The organism is Duncaniella sp. C9 (assembly GCF_004803935.1).
In the GTDB taxonomy this organism is placed as follows: domain Bacteria; phylum Bacteroidota; class Bacteroidia; order Bacteroidales; family Muribaculaceae; genus Duncaniella; species Duncaniella muris.
In genome coordinates this window covers 1,691,677-1,711,068 of record NZ_CP039547.1, presented here as the reverse complement: position 1 = coordinate 1,711,068, position 19,392 = coordinate 1,691,677, and the positions used below count along the sequence as shown (strand labels likewise).

General features: G+C 54.8%; 9 protein-coding genes. 6 read left to right on the top strand and 3 right to left on the bottom strand.

All coding sequences use genetic code 11. The features are described from left to right. Positions 1-36 precede the first annotated feature (36 nt). From E7745_RS06925 to E7745_RS06910, 4 genes are all read left to right on the top strand, one after another. Positions 37-2,889, top strand: a complete 2,853-nt coding sequence (locus E7745_RS06925) for a TonB-dependent receptor (protein WP_136408527.1) — start codon at positions 37-39, stop codon at positions 2,887-2,889. A 224-nt stretch (positions 2,890-3,113) separates the two neighbouring features. Continuing rightward, the gene (locus tag E7745_RS06920; RefSeq protein WP_107031963.1) at positions 3,114-5,021 is read left to right on the top strand and encodes a GDSL-type esterase/lipase family protein; all 1,908 of its coding nucleotides are present in this window, start codon (positions 3,114-3,116) and stop codon (positions 5,019-5,021) included. A gap of 32 nt (positions 5,022-5,053) precedes the next feature. Continuing rightward, on the top strand, positions 5,054-8,959 hold the full coding sequence (locus tag E7745_RS06915) for a pectinesterase family protein (protein ID WP_136408526.1): 3,906 nt from the start codon (positions 5,054-5,056) through the stop codon (positions 8,957-8,959). Positions 8,960-9,096: 137 nt separating this feature from the next. After that, positions 9,097-11,817, top strand: coding sequence for a two-component regulator propeller domain-containing protein (locus E7745_RS06910; RefSeq protein ID WP_136408525.1), 2,721 nt, complete (start codon positions 9,097-9,099; stop codon positions 11,815-11,817). A gap of 181 nt (positions 11,818-11,998) precedes the next feature. Here the strand turns inward: E7745_RS06910 and mutS are convergent, their stop codons facing one another. Further along, positions 11,999-14,617 carry a DNA mismatch repair protein MutS gene (mutS, locus tag E7745_RS06905; protein WP_136408524.1) on the bottom strand — a complete coding sequence of 873 codons (2,619 nt, stop codon included), beginning with the start codon at positions 14,615-14,617 and terminating at the stop codon, positions 11,999-12,001. Between the two features lie 203 nt (positions 14,618-14,820). Here mutS and E7745_RS06900 point away from each other — a divergent pair, with 203 nt between their 5' ends. Continuing rightward, positions 14,821-15,513, top strand: a complete 693-nt coding sequence (locus E7745_RS06900; protein ID WP_107031966.1) for an SIMPL domain-containing protein — start codon at positions 14,821-14,823, stop codon at positions 15,511-15,513. Positions 15,514-15,519: 6 nt separating this feature from the next. On the opposite strand, the gene E7745_RS06895 is transcribed toward E7745_RS06900, so the two are convergent. Together E7745_RS06895 and E7745_RS06890 are read right to left on the bottom strand one after the other, a co-directional pair. Beyond that, positions 15,520-15,870: a PAS sensor protein gene (locus E7745_RS06895; RefSeq protein ID WP_205743428.1), complete on the bottom strand. Its 351-nt coding sequence runs from the start codon at positions 15,868-15,870 to the stop codon at positions 15,520-15,522. A 71-nt stretch (positions 15,871-15,941) separates the two neighbouring features. Continuing rightward, positions 15,942-16,529, bottom strand: coding sequence for a hypothetical protein (locus E7745_RS06890; protein WP_136408523.1), 588 nt, complete (start codon positions 16,527-16,529; stop codon positions 15,942-15,944). 177 nt (positions 16,530-16,706) lie between these two features. Here E7745_RS06890 and alaS point away from each other — a divergent pair, with 177 nt between their 5' ends. Continuing rightward, a complete protein-coding gene (gene alaS, locus E7745_RS06885) occupies positions 16,707-19,328 on the top strand; it encodes an alanine--tRNA ligase (protein ID WP_123398332.1) in 2,622 nt (873 codons plus the stop codon). Positions 19,329-19,392 lie beyond the last annotated feature (64 nt).

Below are 19,392 nucleotides of genomic sequence, written 5' to 3'. Positions count from 1 at the left end.
ACCAACCAACAGAACTGAAAAAGAGAACTGAAAAGAATGACACGTTTCAACCGTTTAACATTGCTGTTCACCATCCTTCTGATTTCATTCACCACCTCCTTAGCCGCAAACATCACCGGCATAGTGAAAGATCTCGACACACAGGAACCGCTCCTTGAAGCAGCCATCAAACTCGTTGCTGCAAAAGACAGCACTTTCATAGCCGGAACAACAACAGACATCGACGGCAAATTCACACTCTCAAGCATAAAAGCCGGAAAATATATTCTCACCGTAAGCTACATCGGATATGCCGACCTCGAAAAACCTGTCACCGTCGGAGCCTCTAACCTCCGCCTCGGAGTGCTCGGCATCAAAGAATCCTCCCACATGCTCGGCGAAGTCAGCGTGGTAGCCGTAAAGACCCCCATCAAAGTGATGGAAGACACCGTTGAATACAACGCCGACTCATACCACACACAGCCAAACGCCGTGGTTGAAGACCTTCTCAAACGCCTTCCCGGCGTAGAGGTCGGCACCGACGGATCAATCACAGCCAACGGAAAAACCATCAGCAAATTCCTTGTCAACGGAAAGGAATTTTTCAGCGACGATCCCCAGGTAGCTTCCAAAAACCTTCCCGCCAACCTCATCGACAAACTCCAGGTAGTTGACCGAAAAAGCGATATGGCCCGGCTCACAGGAGTCGATGACGGAGAAGACGAGACTGTCATCAACCTCACATTCAAACAAGACATGAACCAGGGTTGGTTCGGCACCGCCGAAGCCGGCTACGGAACCGATGACCGCTACACCGGCTCCTTCAACCTCAACCGTTTCTGGAACGGAAACCAGGTAACACTCCTCGGCAACTTCAACAACACCAACCAGATAGGCTTCACTGACAGCAACGGCAGCCGCTTCCGCCGCTTCGGAGGCAACAACGGCATCACCGAATCGCGAGCACTCGGCCTGAACTTCAACGTGGGCAAGGAAGAGATCATCCGCGTAGGCGGCGACATCATGTGGAGCAACACCGATGCAAAGACCATCACCAGACAGGAACGCCAGTATCTTTTCGAAGACTACTCCACATATTCGAAAATCAACAAATCCGTCCGCGACCGAGGCAACAACTTCCGCGGTGACTTCCGTGTGCTTTGGAAACCAGACTCATTCAACACCCTCGAATTCCGCCCCAACTTCTCGCTCAACTTCAACAAATCTGAAGACCACGAGCTGACAGACTACTTCAACTCCTCGATGGTGCAGGCAAGTAAAAACAATGCCCGCAGCAGCAGCGACGGCGATTCATATGAATTCGGAGGACGCCTCATATACTCCCACAACTTCAAGCGCCACCGCGGACGCGCGTTCTCGATCTCCGGACAATACAAATACTCAAACGTAATCGAGACCGGCACATCGGTCAACGACTTCATCCGATATATCATGGACGAAGACGCCGACAACTCCCAGGACACATCAGACCTCCTCGACCAGTACAACGACAACCACACCTGGAGCAACCAGGTGATGGGCCAGTTCACCTGGACCGAACCGCTCGGCAACGTCAGCAACGGCAACTTCCTCACCTTCAGCTACCGCATGAACTACCGCTGGAACAACGCCGACAAACTCGTCTACAACATCCCTGATGACTACGAATATGGTGACATCATGCCCCCCGTAACCCTCAACCCCGACGGCACCCTGACCACAATCGAACCCGATCCGGACTACTCAAACCGCTACCGCAACAACTCCTTCAACCAGAACATCCGTCTCGGCTACAAGAAAGTCACCAAAAACTCAACTCTCGAAGCAGGCCTCTCACTGGTGCCGCAGATGTCAAAGTCGATCTACCTCGACAACTCCGACAAAAACATAGACCGCTGGGTGTGGAACTACGCCCCCTTCCTGCGCTACCGCTACAAATTCAGCAAGCGCCGATCCATCCAGCTCAACTACCGCGGACGCTCATCACAGCCCTCTATGGCCCAGCTGCAGCCCGTGGCCGACATCTCCAACCCGACCAACATCATCCAGGGTAACCCAAACCTCGACCCATCGTTCACCCACAACGTCAACATCCGCTTCCAGGATTTCAACACCGAATCGCAGCGAAGCATCATGCTCATGGGCGACTTCCAGATGACACAGAACTCCATAATCTCCAAATCGCTCATCAAGGATGACGGTACACGCGAAACAACCTATGCCAACGTCAACGGTGTCTGGAGCGGCCGCGTGATGAACATGTTCTCCATGCCCCTGCGCAACAAGAAATGGAGCCTCTCAAACCACGTCTTCGTCAACGCAAACCGCTCGGTAGGTTTCAACAACGGCCAGCGCAACGCCTCGCTCTCCTTTAGAATCAACGAGAGTCCGGGCATCACTTTCCGACCCGATCATTTCGAACTCGAACTGCGCCCGCGCTATTCAATGGAAACCACCTTCAATAGTGTTCAGAAAAACGCCGACCAGACAGTACACACCTACGGCGGACGCTTCGACGGCACCTACTACACTCCCTGGGGACTCACCCTGCAGTCCGACATCAACTACTCGGCCACCTCAGGCTATGCCGCCGGCTACGACACACGCACATGGATGTGGAACGCCACCATCTCCCAGCAGTTCCTGCGCAACAAGGCTCTGACTCTCGCCGTGAAAGTCTATGACCTTCTCAACCAGCGCAACAACATCCGCCGCAACGTCACCGCCAACTATATCGATGACACCCGCTACAACTCACTCACCCGCTACTTCATGGTGACTCTGAGCTACCGCTTCAACACCTTCGGCAAAGGCAACGAACCTTCGGCCGCAGGCGGAGGCGATTTCATGAGAGGCCACGGCGGTTGGCCCGGCAGAGGACCCGGCGGCGGTCCCGGTCGCAGGAACTGATAAATTTTTCCTGACAAAGCAGAAAAGTTTCGCCTTACAGGCTACATCAAACCGTAAAATCGTGTCAAGAGCTAAAAATCAATGCTTTTGACACGATTTTACCTTTTATCACCACTGCTTTGAATCTTTTTTACCCTCCTTTGAGGTCAGTTTGAGATAATTTTGCACTATTACAATTGCACATTTTTTGCATCACAAATCAATATCTCAAACTCAATAAGTCCATGAAAAATTTTGCATCCCTGCTCGCGGCAGCCGCCCTGATCTTTGGAGGATCTCAGTCGGCCGATGCTGCGAAAAAGGTCCACACCATCGGTGACAGCACTATGGCCAACTACGACGAATCGGCCACCATCACCAGAGGGTGGTGTCAGTATCTCCAACAGTTCCTCGATGGAATCGAAGTAAACAACCGCGGCAAAAACGGCGCTTCAAGCAAAAGTTTCTATAAGGAAGCCGCCTTCTGGACCTCTGTCAAGACTCAGATGTCGCCCGGCGACTACGTCCTCATCCAGTTCGCTCACAACGATGAAAAGACGCAGGGCATGGACGGCGACGAACTGATTGCCTACTACAAATCCATCGGCGATGACGCTCAGGCTGCCGCAACAGACTACCGTGGCACCAACCCCTCGACCACATATAAAGAATATCTCCGCAAATACGTCACCGAGACGCGCGATGCCGGCTGCATCCCTATCCTTGTCGGCCCGATCTGCCGCATGTACTTCTCCGGCAACGACATCCGCCGCAACGGCCGCCACGACCTCGGTGACAATTTCTCGAAACTGACCTCAAGCGGCGTTTTAACCTCTCAGAAAGTAGCTGCATCTGACAATTCTATGGACTATGTCTGGCAGATGGAGCAGGTTGCCAACGAGATGAACGTTCCCTTCATTGACCTCACTACCGCCACAGCCGACCTCTATCTCAGCTACGGCGACTCTGACTGCCATTCGATTCTCAGTGACGGCGACGGCTCCACCCACCTCAGCGCCGTAGGTGCCGCCCTGATCGCCCGCCGCTTCGCAGGCCTTTGCCGTGAAGCCGGTGTCATGTCCGAGCACATCCGTCTCACCTCCGACCTCAGCGTCAGCCCCTCTGCCGCCGACCTCGGCCGGGGCTATGTAGGTCAGACTCTGACCAAGGAACTCATGGTGACAGCCTTTGACCTCACTCCCGCAGCCGGTCAGCTCACCGTCACAGCCGAAGGCAATGCCGAAGTCTCGACCGATCTGACCGAATGGAGCAAAAGTGCAAGCGTCAGTTACGAAGGCGGCACCATCATCAGGCGCTTCTCTGTCCGCATGACTCTTGAATCTGACAACAACGATGCGAAAATCATTGTCAGCGCCGGAGGCAAGTCCACAGAGATCCCCGTCACCGCCTCTGCCGTCCAGCTCTCAGGTGGCACCGAAGTCACCGCCTACTGGCGCCTTGAAAAAGATGACAGCTACACTCTTTCAGGACCCGCCACCGTCATACCGGAATCATGGGTAGGCATGACTTTGCAGAAATACTCCAACCCCAACGCCAACACCGTCTGGCCCGAAGGCACCGGCTTCGAGGCCTCGCGCAAGACTCAGCGCAATGTCATTCAGGGCGACAGTTGGCCCGCCGGCGAAATCGACGAGGTCTCTACCCGCTACATCGAATTCGGCATCACAGCCATGCCTGAAACCACACTCAACATCGACGAAATCAGCTACTACATGTGTGGCTGCGGCGGCAACGGAATGTGTGTCCACGTCTACTATTCTACCGAAGATGATTTTTCCGACACCAAACTCATCTATGAAAAGAAAAGTATGCCCGCCAACACTATGCTCGACGGCACCGTCCGCCCCATCATCTCGCTTGAAGGCGGCAAGTCGCTCCGTCTGCGTTTCTACCCCTGGTACAACTCCGCAGCCACCGGAAAGACCATCTGCCTTTCCGACATCCGCTTCCACGGCTGGGCCACTGCCTCCGGCGAATCCGGCATAGCTGAAATCGAGGGCGACCGCACAATTGTCGAGACGAGCTACTACACTCTTCAGGGCTGCCGTGTCAGTAATCCCTCGTCAGGATTCTACATTGCCCGCAGCCTTTACTCCGACGGCTCTGTCAAAACCGAAAAAGTGATCCTCTGATACGCATCATAACCAAATCTATACCTTATTCCATGTCATCCAACTATTTAAAGAAATTGGCTCTTGCGGCCCTTATAGCTGCCGGAACCGTCGCGGGCGTTTCTGCTCAGACCACGCTCGCCTCTTGGACTTTCGACGGTGGCTATGACAAAGCCGCAGGCGAAGGCCTTCAGCAAATTTACACTCCCAACGGAAATGCCTGGGCTGCCATCGGCCACTACTGGTTCAAAGACCAAGTCCCAGTCTTGCGTCCTGACGAAGCCGTAGGCAATTCAGCCGATTACTCTATGTCGGCTTACAGCGAAAACCGCTACTGGCAGCTCTGCGAAGGTTATCAGAACTACGTTTTCCGCATCGACAACAGCTCTGCTGAAAATAACTGCTCTGACTACACCGATCCCTCGCAGCATAAAGCCTACTTTGAATTCTCTTTCCCGACCAAAGGCTACAAGGGCATCAGCATCGACTATGCAATGGCTCCGGGCAACAATGTTGTAACTCCCGTCAAGCTCATCATGTCAGTCGACGGAGGCAATTCATGGTTCGACGGCGGCACGAACGACACGAGCGCGGCCTGGTACATATATAACAAAGCAAGCGTATCAATCTCAGCCAACAACAAAGACAATGTCATCGTCCGTCTGCTCCCCACAGTAGGCACAACCAACTGGAATCTCGACTATTTCACAGTGACCGCCGCCGAGGAAGCCGGCGCCACCACAGTCGACTCTGACATAGATTACTCATGGCCTTTCGACAAGGGCCCTGCAAGCGATCTCAACGCAGTTGCCTCGCTTGACGGCACAACCTCGGTTGCAAGTCTCTCGATCGGCAGTAACCTGTTGATCAAGGGTGTCCGTACCGATGGCGGCATCTCGGCAACGATGGTCGAACCCGTTGTCGGCAAAAACACGGCAAATGATGAAGCCAACGCTCTTTCATTCATCATCCGTCCCAAAAAGGGTCTGAAATTCCAGCCCGGAAAATTATCATTTCAGGCAAGCCGCGTAGGCACCAACGGCGGCAAATTTGACGTTGGCGTGACGGTTGACGGCTCCGAGTCTCTTGTCGCCACCAATATCACTCCCGCACTCGTCAAAAACGAGCCCTACTACTCGCTCTGCGAATACGATCTCAGTTCATTGCCTGCCACTGACGGGCCTGTCCTTATCAGAATCTACATCAAGGACCTTGATGCAAGCAAACAATATGCTTTCCAAAACATCAGACTCTCAGGCAAAATCAGCGGTGCGATCGAAGAAGTTCCCTCCTACACTCTCAGCCTGAAATCCGCTATCCACGCAGCCGGAACCATCTCCTGCACCCCCGGCGGAGCTGAATTCGATGCCGGAACCGCCCTCACGGTCTCTGTCACTGAAAACTTCGGCTATCACTTCACCTCTTGGACCGATGCCTCCGGAAAGACAGTCTCAACTGCCAACCCCTACTCGTTTGAAATCAGCGAAAACACTGAGTTGACCGCCAATTTCGATCAAAATAACGTCTACCCCCTCAACCTCAAAATCGAGGGCGGTGCCAATGTCAATCAGGTGCTTTTCGCCCCGGAAGGCAACGTAGTTGATGGCGTCCACTACTACGAAGAGGGCACCGATGTCCGGCTCACCACTGTCAACAACCGCATCCTGACCTTCAACAACTGGGAAGACAACACCACGGCTCCCTCGCGTGAAATCCGCATGGACGGCGAGAAAAACCTCACCGCCGTGTTCTCGGCCGACGACTACATTGTCGGATGGGACTTCTATTTCGACCAGCCTGCAAGCGAGCGCGCCGCTGACTACAAAGCCGAAAGCGACAACGCCGGCCTGCTCAGCCTCCGCAACCCCGAAGGCAAGACCACTTCTTGGCTCACACGCGGTGTCGGCAACGGCGCTGAAAATGGCAAATGGGGTGCACGCATCTGGAAAAACCTCTCGGAGCAGAACTACTTTGAAGTGTCATTCTCGTCCGTAGGCTACACCAACCTCGTCCTCTCTGCCGCCCTCGGCATCTCCTACAATTCCTATACCGTCATCAACGCACAGTACAGCACCGACGGCCAGAACTTCAACCCATTCGGCACCTACAACCTCAAATCAGGCTGGACTTCCAACGAGTTCAACCTCCCCGCCGAAGCTGCCGGACAGCAACGCGTCTGGATCCGCTTCATGCCTGACCGCACCTCTCCGCTCGTCGGCAACACCAGCGACAATGACGGTCTCAGCATCGCCGAACTCTACATCCTCGCCGACCGCGAAAGCGCCAACGATGATGTTCCCCCCATACTCGTAAGCACCATCCCCGCCGACGGAGCTGACGGAGCTTCCGCAACCGGTTCAATCATCCTTACTTTCAACGAAAAAGTCCTGACCGGCACCGGCAACGCCACTCTCAACGGCGAGACCATCGCTCCTACCCTCAGCGGCAAGAGCATCGTCTACAACTACAACAGTCTTGACTACAACACCACCTATACGTTCACCGTTCCCGCCGGAGCCATCACCGACCGCAGCGGCAACGCCTTCGCAGGCACCACTCTGACATTCACCACAATGGAGCGCTCACAGCCCGAAGCACGTCTCTTTGACGCTATCGTAGCCCAAGACGGCAGCGGTGACTACGCAACCGTCCAGGATGCCATCGATGCCGCTCCCGCCAACCGCGTGAAACCCTGGCTCATCTTCGTCAAAAACGGTAACTACAACGAACACGTCGACATCCCCGCATCCAAGCCCATGCTCCACATCATCGGCCAGGACCGTGACAAAACCGTCATCCTCGACGACAAGCTTTGCGGCGGTGACAATGCCCTCCATGTAAGCGTAGGTGCCACCGTAGTCGTGAATTCCAACGACTGTTTATTCGAAAACATCACTCTCGAAAACTCCTACGGCCACGAACGTCAAGAAGGTCCTCAGGCTCTCGCCCTCAACACCACCGGCGACCGCACCATCTTCAACAACGTAGCCATGCTCTCCTATCAGGACACCTGGATCACTCCGTCAACCTCAGCTTACCGCGCTTATGTCCGCAATTCATTCATCGAAGGTGCTGTAGACTTCATCTACAACAGCGGTGACATCTTCATTGACAATACCATCCTCTACATCAACCGCAAGAGCGGCGGCTACATCGTGGCTCCCTCTCACGGAACGGACGTAAAATGGGGCTATGTCTTCAACAACTGTACAATCACAGCTCCCGGTGTGCCCTCGGAAACCTCCGTATGGCTCGGCCGTCCCTGGCACAACTACCCCAAGACCGTCTTCCTCAACACCCGCGCCGAGGTGACGATCCCCGCCACCGGATGGTATGAAACTATGGGCGGACTCCCCGCAATCTGGGCCGACTGGAACACTGTTGACGCCAACGGCAATCCCCTCGATCTCTCACAGCGCCGCGACACATACTACTACATGGACAACGGCGAAAAGGTCTACGGCAAAGCCAAAAACTCGCTCACTGACGAAGAGGCGGCACAGTACACCGTGCGCAACGTCCTCTCCGGATCCGACAACTGGGAACCAGTCATCAAGACCGAATCCTGCGCTACTCCCTCAGCCGGCCTGAGCAATGGCGTGATCTCATGGGATGCCGTGCCCTATGCCATCTGCTATCTCATCACCAAGGGCGATGAAGTCATCGGATTCACAACTGAAACTTCAATGACAGTCGACCCGGCCGTCAGCCGTGCCAATGAAAGCGGCTATTCAATCCAGGCTGTCAACGAATTCGGCGGTCTCAGCCCCAAAGCAGCCGTCATCAACGGTTCTGTGACCGGAATCAGCGAAATTGAAGCTGACGCAAACGGCCAAGGCGAGATAATCGAGATCTACGATCTCCAGGGTCGCCGTCTGAACGCTCCCGCGAGAGGTCTGAACATCGTCCGCCGTCTTTGCAGCGACGGAAGCATCAAAGTTGAGAAGCTTATTTTCTAAAATTTATCGAACAGCGATAGTATTTTAAACACACATTCATATACGCGATAGCAGAGTGCGGCCCGTTGATGGAATCGCACTCTGTTTTTTGTTGCTTTTCAAACTGCCGATTCGATTAAAAGCATTATATTTGCGATATGAAACGCAGCCTGTCATTCATCACTTTTCTGATTCTTACAGCCGTAGTTGCCGCCTTTGCCGCGACTCCGTTTTGCCATATCAGACACTATGATGAATACGACGGTCTGTCGCAGCGTCAGGTCAAGCAGATTGCCAAAGACAGTGACGGAGTCCTGTGGTTTGCCACATGGAACGGTCTGAACCGCTTTGACGGCTACAAATTCGAACACATCCGCCCGCAGATCGACGACGAGGCACGCTCCTACTCCGAACGCTTCCGCGACATCAAACCCGCATCGACAGGCGGTCTGTGGTGCCGTATCGACGACAAAATTCTGTATTTCAACCTCTCCACCCACCGTTTCACCGACATTCATTCACAGCTTGAAAAGAAACTCGCCACGGCCTTCGATGTCAGTCAGATACAGACAGCTACTGACGGCCGGACCGTCTTGAAATGCGCCGACGGCCGATATATCCTGCTGTCAGATTCCAACCCGGTCGAATCGGCGGCCTTTACTGACGAGCGTCCGAAATTGAAATACCACTCGCCCGACACCCGCCAACTTGGCAATGTCGGCGGCTATCGCAACGAAGACCTCCTCTACTCGCGCGCCGACTCCACAGGCACCGCCTGGCTCATCACCCGCGACGGCACGGTCCTCTCTGCCCCCTCTGCCGCAGGCCCCTACTCCACGATAGCCCGCATCGATGCTCCTGATGGCTCTCTGACCTGCTGTACCATTGATTCAAGAGGCAACATCTGGCTGCGCAGCAACGACGGCGCCTTCTGCCTGACCCTCGGCCAACTCCCCTACACCTATCTCGCGCATCCTGAGCCCTCGATTGTCCGCGGCTGCGTCCGCGATCCGAAAGGGCGTATATGGATTTCTTACAGCGACAGCAAAGCCGTGGCAGTCTACTCTGATCTCAGCGCCGCGCCCAGGTATCTCGGCAGTGACGGACATCTCCACGACTCTTTCGTCAGCTTCGGATCTCCGATCTACTCAATGTCGGCCGACCCGCAGGGCAACATGTGGTTCGGCAGCAAACCCGACGGCCTGTTCAGGCTCACACCGCAGTCAGCCGACGCTTATTCTGTCACAAACTTCCGCCACGATCCGGCGAAACCGGGCCTGACACCCGCGGCCAACGATATTTATGACATCATCTTCGACCGTCAGGGCCGCATGTGGCTTGCAACCATGCGCAAAGGCATCGACTGTGTCCTGAATCCTACATCGGTTGCCCCGGAATTCATCCACCTCGGTCAATTTGCCGACTATCCGCAAAATGCCGTCCGTGTGCGCCGGCTCGCCATCATAGGCGACAGCCTTATCACCGCCGCCACCACCGGCGGATTTCTCACCGTGGGCCTTCCCGCTGAGAAACGCTTCGACCGCACATCTTTCCGCCTGCATGTCAGCCGTCCCGGCGACGACTCCTCACTCGGCAACATCGCCGTCATGAACATACTCCCCGATGCCAAAGGCCGACTCTTCATCGCAACTGAAAGTGACGGTGTCAACATGCTCCCGCCCGAAATCTCAGCCGACTCCGACAGCGCGCGCTTCGTCCACTTCGACACGCGCACCGGTATGCCCGTTGACGTTGCCCTCTCGCTTGCCCCGACAGGCAGTGCAGACGACATTCTCGTGGTCAGTAACAAGATGATCTACACCCTTGATCCGCTTTCAGGCCGCACCGTCACCTATCCCGCATCATTCTGGCACCGCCACATGCACTTCAGCGAGGCCGCTCCGCTACGGCTCGGCGACAACAGGTGGCTTCTGGGACTTGAAGACGGAGCGATCTCGGTCAACCTTGACCGTGCGAACACAGCCTTGCGCCCCGTGCCTCCGGTCATCTTCACCTCCGTAGCCCTCCAAAACCGCCCCGACAGCCTGATTTCGGCCCGCACGGACAGCATCATCCTCTCGCCTGACGAACGCAATATCACTATCAATTTCGCCGCACTCGACTACGGCTCAACCGAAGATCTGCAATATCAGTTCTCGATGGACGACAGCGACTGGAACAACCTCGGCACAAACCGCTCGGTGACCTTCCTCGACATGGATCCGGGAGAATATCGCCTGCATGTCCGCTCCTCCGACAGCTCCGGCAACTGGCTTGACAACACACGAACTCTGACCCTGATCGTCACTCCGACCTTTTGGGAAACGCCCGCGGCCTATGTGCTTTACATCCTCGCCATCCTCCTGATCATAGTGAGCGTCACTTGGACCATAGTCTACATCCGCAGGATGAAACGCAAGCAGAAAGAACTGCTCGCCGCCTATCTCAGGCTCGTCGACAGCCACACCGAATCAGCCGAGCTCTCCACTCCGCCTGACAGCGCCCCGCAGCAACAGCAACAGCCGTCGACCGCAACCCTCAGCCCCGCCGATGAGGCCTTCATGGGCCGCGTCATGGACTTCATCAATCAGAACCTCGGCAACCCCGATGCCGGAATTGACGACATGGCAGCCGCTACAGCCACAAGCCGCAGCAGCCTGAACCGTAAGATGAAATCGCTGCTCGGCGTGACGCCGGCCGACTTCCTCAAAGAAAGCCGCATCAGCCGCGCGGCCACCCTGCTGAGCGAAACCGACCGCCCGATCAAGGAAATAGCCCTCGACTGCGGATTTTCCGACCTGAATTACTTTGGGAAATGCTTCAAAGCCGCCCGCAAAACCTCCCCCACAGCCTACCGCCGCGAACACCGGACTGAATAACTGCCGCACCTATACAATTGTCTCAATGGCGATTACCTAATTTCATTACAGTACTCGCAGATCATGGAATAAGGCCCCGTTCCCCCAATATTTGTTATGGCCGGGGAACGGGGTCTAAGTATGGGGAGCAATGTAGCGATGCGCTTGCATCGTGACTGAACGCCGGTGCCGTTCCTACTCCTTATTTTCCGGTGAGGATGGTGCGGATGTCATGGAGCTTGTTGAGAGCCGCCATAGGGGTCAGGTTGTTGATGTCGAGATCGAGGATCTCATCGCGGAGCTGGGCAAGCACCGGATCGTCAAGCTGGAAGAACGACAGCTGCATTCCTTCAGCCTCATCGGCTACGGCCGAGAGGTTTCGGCTCACCTGCTCGTCGCTCTCGCGGTTGACTTTTTCAAGATGGCGGAGCACTTCATCGGCCCTCCTGACAATGGTCTGGGGCATGCCGGCGAGTTTTGCCACATGGATACCGAAGCTGTGTTCGCTGCCCCCGCGGGCGAGTTTGCGGAGAAAGACAACCTTGCCGTCGATTTCCCGCACCGATACATTATAGTTGACCACCCGGTTAAAACTTTTTTCCATTTCATTCAACTCGTGATAGTGGGTGGCGAAGAGAGTTTTCGGATGGATGCCACCGTGTTCGTGTATATGCTCCACGATGGCCCAGGCTATCGAAATGCCGTCGTAGGTCGAAGTACCGCGTCCGAGCTCGTCGAAGAGTATCAGCGACCGCTGGCTCATGTTGTTGAGAATAGAGGCCGCCTCGTTCATCTCGACCATGAATGTCGACTCTCCGAGCGAGATATTGTCGCTCGCGCCCACACGGGTGAAAATCTTGTCGACAATGCCTATGTGCGCGCTGTCAGCTGCCACGAAACTGCCGATCTGAGCCAGAAGCACATTCAGTGCCGTCTGACGCAGAAGAGCCGATTTACCTGACATGTTCGGACCGGTGATCATCATCACCTGCGTGCCGTTGTTCGACAGGGAGACCGAGTTGGTGATATAAGGCTCGCCGGGAGGCAGTTCTTTCTCGATCACGGGGTGGCGGCCCTCGACAAGTGAGAGTTCAAGAGAATCGTCGACCACCGGACGGTTGTAACGGTTTTCGAGAGCCACACGTGTAAACGAGCCGAACACGTCGAGCTGCGCCACCATCTGGGCATTGAGAAGAATGGCGGGGATGTATTCACAGAGATCCTGGACCAGAGAGGTGTAGATGCGCTGCTCGATGACAGCTATCTTGTCCTGTGCGCCAAGAATCTTCTCCTCATACTCCTTGAGTTCTTCTGTGATATAGCGCTCGGCGTTCACAAGGGTCTGCTTGCGGATCCATTCGGGGGGCACCTTGTCTTTATGAGTGTTGGTGACCTCGATATAATAGCCGAACACGTTGTTATATGCCACCTTGAGCGAGGGGATTCCGGTCAGCGCACTTTCACGCTGTTGAAGCTGCAGAAGATAGTCCTTGCCTTTGTAGGCAATCTCGCGCAGTTCGTCAAGCTCGCTGTCGACCCCTTCGCGGATCACCGGCCCACGATTGATGGCCGTAGGCGGATCAGGAGCTATCTCGCGCTCTATCCGTGCGGCCATTTCGGCGCAGGGATTGAGCTGACGGCCTATGCTTTCGAGTGCGGGCTGTCCGGAAGAAAGACAGATTTCCTTTATAGGCCCGATCATTGACAGGGCATGGTGCATCTGGATCAGTTCGCGGGGATTGACGCGCCCGGCCGAGACTTTTCCGATCAGGCGTTCCAGATCGCCTATCTGGGCGAGAGCGTCTTTAAGATCATCACGCTCTGAAGGCTCCCGGAAGAAATATTCCACGATATCGAGGCGCCGGTTTATCTCTCTCGCGTCTTTCAGCGGGAAGAGCACCCACCGGCGCAGCAGTCGCGCCCCCATAGGGCTTACAGTGCGGTCAATCACGTCAAGGAGGCTTTTGCCGTCATCGCTCATCGACTGGACGAGTTCGAGATTCCGCACTGTGAACCGGTCGAGCCTGACGGCTTTTTCCTCTTCCACGCGGGCTATCGAGGTTATGTGTGATATGTGGGTGTGCTGTGTGATGTCAAGATAGTGGAGAATGGCACCGGCGGCAACGACAGCCGATGGCATGGCGTTGATTCCGAAGCCCTTGAGCGAACTTGTCTCGAACTGTTTGAGCAGACGGTCCATTGCGGCGTCTTCGGTAAAAATCCAGTCGTCGAGCTCGAAGGCAAGATAGTGTTCCGGGAAGCTGTCGGCCAGCAGTTTCTTGTTGCCGCGCTCCACGAGCACTTCTTTCGGAGCGAAATTGCCGAGAAGTTTTTCTATATAGTCAGCCGAACCTTCGGCTGCGAGAAATTCGCCGGTCGAAATGTCGAGAAAGGCCACCCCGATGGTCTGCTTACCGAAGTTGAGAGCCGCGAGGAAGTTGTTTTCGCGATGGTCAAGCAGAGTGTCGTTGATAGATACTCCGGGGGTGACCAGTTCGGTGATGCCGCGCTTGACAAGCTTCTTTGTGGTCTTCGGATCTTCCAGCTGCTCGCATATGGCCACCCGCTTGCCGGCCCTGACGAGTTTCGGCAGATAGGTGTCAAGAGCGTGGTGCGGAAATCCGGCAAGCTCCACATACTGGGCCGACCCGTTGGCCCTTCGCGTAAGGGTTATGCCGAGAATTTCTGACGCGGCTATCGCATCTTCGGAAAAAGTCTCATAAAAGTCACCGACCCTGAAAAGCAGAATGGCATCGGGATGTTTCTTCTTCATCTCCATGTATTGCTTCATCAGCGGGGTCTCAGCTATTTTTTTTGCCATATCATCAGTTGTCAGGCGCAAGGATTTTTTCTTATAACCCTCGCGTCCGTTTATTTTGAAATCAGTATAGAGGAAAATCGAACTACAAATTTACAAATTTTTCCATTCTTTATTGGCGTGATCCGGCAAATAATGCTAATTTTGCCATCCTCACAAATTCAAACATCAATATTATCAACTTAACATTTAACTCATCTGCATTTATGAAATCATCTTCTGTTATCTCAGCCGGCATCATAGCCCTCGGCATGGTGATTTCCGGTTTCTGCCTGAAAGCAGGCATTGACAACATCGCTTTCCGCGACCGCGAAGTGACAGTGCGCGGACTCGCCGAACGTGAGGTCGAAGCCAATCTCGTCACCTGGCCCATCACCTATTCACTGGCAGGCAACAATCTTCAGACCATCTATGACCAGGTCAGCAGCAACAATGCCAAAATCGTGAAATTCCTGACCTCAAACGGTATCAGCGATGACGAAATTTCAGTCAATCCGCCTGACGCTTATGACGCCACCTCGAACCGCTACCGCTCCGACTCGTTCAGCTACAACTATTCGATCAACTGCACGGTGACCGTCACTACCACCAAGGTGGCAAAGGTGCGCGAGCTGCTCAACCGCCAGTCTGAACTGCTCAAAGAGGGAATAGCATTCTCCAATTCCTATATCAACTATCAGTTCACAGGCTTGAACTCCATAAAGCCTGAAATGATAGCCGAGGCCACCAAAAACGCTCGCTCGGCAGCCGACCAGTTTGCAGCCGACAGCGACAGCCGTGTGGGAAAAATCAAGACTGCATCGCAGGGACAGTTCTCGATTGACGACAGCGACTCCTCGACTCCCTTCATCAAGAAAGTCCGCGTAGTCTCTACGATTGTCTATTATCTTGAGGACTGATCAGATTCAGCCTCTGTCATAATGGGGCATTTCAGCCGGAATCACCATCGAGATCTCGACAAGTCCGGCAATCCGTCCCTCAACGCGCCACGGTGTCTGGTAGATCATCTTCCGGACACCGTTTTTTGTAATCGTATATGCGTTTGACTCACCGGTGGCAAGCATATGACGGATCATGCTTACTGATTTTTCATTATGACACGGAATGAGATTGCGGCCACGCATATCTCCGTGTTTCGAAAATGTTTCGAGTGCCTTTTCATTCATATAGACCACCACTCCGTCGGCATCACACACGGTAACGGCACAGTTCATCTGAAAAGCCCAGTCGGGCAGCGATTTTTCAATATTTTCCATGACATTTCTTACTTTACCGCAAAAGTAGTGATTTGCCGCGAATATATAGCCCGGCACTGCCGATGTTTTTTTCATCGTCTCTTTGCCAACCTGCGGGCATCCCTACGCTGAAGGCGCTCCTGACGGCGACGCTGGCGGCGGTTGAGCATGACGGCCGGAGCGGCATCTCCGGCCTCCTCATCGTCTTTATCCTCCTCGTCTTCATCAAAGGGGCGCGAAAGGGCTTTGAAAATATTTGCAAGTTTTTCAGGATCATAATCAGAGCCAGCCATTTCCCTGACAGACTCAGGAATGGCATCGGATATCGACTCAGACGACGGCTCATTTTCAGCACCGTCAGTGACAGTCGCGTCAGTCTGCGGCTTGCGCCTGCGCCTGCGGGCCGCCGCCGAACGGGCCATAGCTTTGTCTATCTCCGGCCGAAGCAGTGCAAACATCAGCCGCACGGATTCAACCACCGCGCCGGAGGGCAACAAACCCTCGCGCAGATATGACTCCACGCAGCATATCGCCGACTCAGCGAGAGCATCTGACGGGCTTACAGATGCGAATGACGATCTGATGCGGGCTGAAATCTCATTATAAAATTTTTGCGAGACAGGGAGGCGGTGGGCGGCCGCACATTTTTTGCCCTTTGTGGCAGAAGCAGGTATTTTCATAGCGCATTATAAGAGGTTGTACACTTGTACGGTTAAATTTACGCACAAAGTTACACCCGCCCCGCCCGTATTTAGTGCGATAATGCGGAGACAAGCCAAAAAATTTCGTATCTTTGCGGGTTGTTTGGCCGGAAGGCCCGAAAATATCTGAAAATATCAAATAAACCACCATAAATTATGCTTACAGCTAAGGAAATACGCGAATCTTTCAAAGAGTTTTTCCGCTCAAAGGGCCATCACATCGTGCCCTCCGCCCCGATGGTGATCAAGGATGACCCCACCCTGATGTTCACCAACGCCGGCATGAACCAGTTCAAAGACATCATTCTGGGCAATAAAGCCGCGAAATACCAGCGAGTGGCCGACTCGCAGAAATGCCTCCGCGTTTCAGGCAAGCACAATGACCTTGAGGAAGTGGGCATGGACACCTACCACCATACAATGTTTGAAATGCTCGGCAACTGGTCGTTCGGCGACTATTTCAAACAGGAAGCCATAGACTGGGCCTGGGAATATCTCGTGGACGTGCTCAAGCTCGACCCGGCCCGCCTCTATGCCACTGTGTTTGAAGGCGCGCCTGACGAAGGACTCTCTCGCGACGACGAGGCTGCCGGATATTGGGAAAAGCATCTCCCCGCATCTCACATCATCAACGGCAACAAACACGACAACTTCTGGGAAATGGGTGACACAGGCCCCTGCGGTCCCTGCTCGGAAATCCACATCGACCTCCGCAGCGATGAAGAACGCGCTCAGACTGACGGCGCATCGCTTGTCAACAAAGACAATCCTCTGGTGATCGAAATCTGGAACCTCGTGTTCATGCAGTTCAACCGCAAGGCCGATGGTTCTCTCGAATCGCTCCCGGCCAAGGTGATCGACACCGGCATGGGCTTCGAACGTCTCTGCATGGCTCTCCAGGGCAAGAAATCAAACTATGACACAGACGTGTTCACTCCGCTGATCAGCCGCATTGCGCAGCTCTCAGGCAAGGAATACGGCAAAGACGCCAAGGTCGACGTGGCCATGCGCGTGATTGCCGACCACGTCCGCACAATCGCATTCTCGATCGCCGACAGCCAGCTTCCCGGCAACGCCAAGGCCGGCTATGTGATCCGACGGATCCTGCGCCGTGCCGTCCGCTATGCCTACACCTTCCTCGACCAGAAGCAGGCGTTCATGTACAAGCTTGTCAACACCCTCATCGACTCGATGGGCGAAGCCTACCCCGAAATCGCTGCACAGCGCGAGCTCATCATGAAGGTGATCAAAGAAGAGGAAGACTCTTTCCTCCGCACTCTCGACAAGGGTATCGCCATTCTCGACGAGGCCATCAAAAACGCCCGCAAGCAGGGCAAGAACGAGATTTCGGGCAAAGAAGCCTTTGTGCTTTATGACACCTACGGCTTCCCGCTCGACCTCACCGAACTGATACTCAAGGAAAACGGCATGACTCTCGACAAAAAGGAATTCGACGTCGAGATGGAAGCCCAGAAGACCCGTGCCCGCAACGCAGCTGCTGTAGAAGCCACAGACTGGGTGACCGTCAGCGAAGGCGAAACCGAATTCGTGGGCTACGATGTGACCTCAGCACCCACCCGCATACTCCGCTACCGCAAGGTGACTCAGAAAAACAAGGAGTTCTATCAGATAGTGCTCTCCACCACTCCGTTCTATGCCGAAATGGGCGGACAGGTAGGCGACAGCGGATGGCTCGAATCGGCCGACGAAAAGATCGAGATCTACGACACCAAGCGCGAAAACGGCCAGGCAGTTCACCTGAGCAAGAAACTCCCTGCCAACGTGGAAGCCGAATTCACCGCACGCATCAACGAAGCCAACCGCCGCGCTACCGAGTGTAACCACACCGCCACCCACCTGCTCCATGCCGCACTCCGCGAAGTGCTCGGCTCACACGTGGAACAGAAAGGTTCTTACGTGTCGCCCGGAATGCTCCGCTTCGACTTCTCTCACTTCCAGAAAGTCACTCCTGAAGAACTCCGCAAGGCAGAGCGTATAGCCAACGCCAACGTGCGCAAGGCCATCGCGCTTGACGAACACCGCCACATGCCGATAGCCGAAGCTCTTGAAATGGGCGCAATGGCTCTCTTCGGCGAGAAATACGGCGAAGAAGTGCGTGTGGTAAGATACGGTGACTCAGTAGAACTCTGCGGCGGCACCCACGTGCCCAACACCGGCAATATCGGCATGATCCGCATCATTTCCGAATCGAGCATCGCCGCCGGCATCCGCCGTATCGAGGCAGTGACCGGCGAAGTGGCCGAAGACATGATCGACCAGCTTTCAGACAACATGCGTGAAGTCGGCGAACTGCTCCACAATGCCCCTGACGTGCTCCAGGCTCTCCGCAAGTCTATCGAGGAAAATGCCGAACTGCGCAAGCAGGCCGAAGAATATTTCCAGGAACGCATCCGCAACCTCACAGCCGATGCCATTGCCAAAGCCGAGACCGTCAATGACATCAGACTCGTGTCGATCACCGGTGTCCGTATGCCCGATGTGGTCAAAGGAATTGCCTTCGGAGTGCGCCAGCAGTCACCTGAAAAGACTGCGTTTATCGCAGCCACAGTCGACATGGGAGGCAAGCCGCTGCTCACCGTGGCTTTCACCGATGACCTTGTCAAGGAAGGGCTCAACGCCTCAGCGATTGTACGTGAGGCAGCCAAAGCCATCAAGGGTGGCGGCGGCGGCCAGCCCGGATTCGCCCAGGCAGGCGGCAAAGACAAAGACGGCATAGCCCAGGCATTCCAGGCAATGCACCAGGCCATCTGCAAATAAGCACATCCTGCATCAGCAGATAAAAATCACAAAAAACGCTTCGGACCGACTGCGGTCCGAAGCG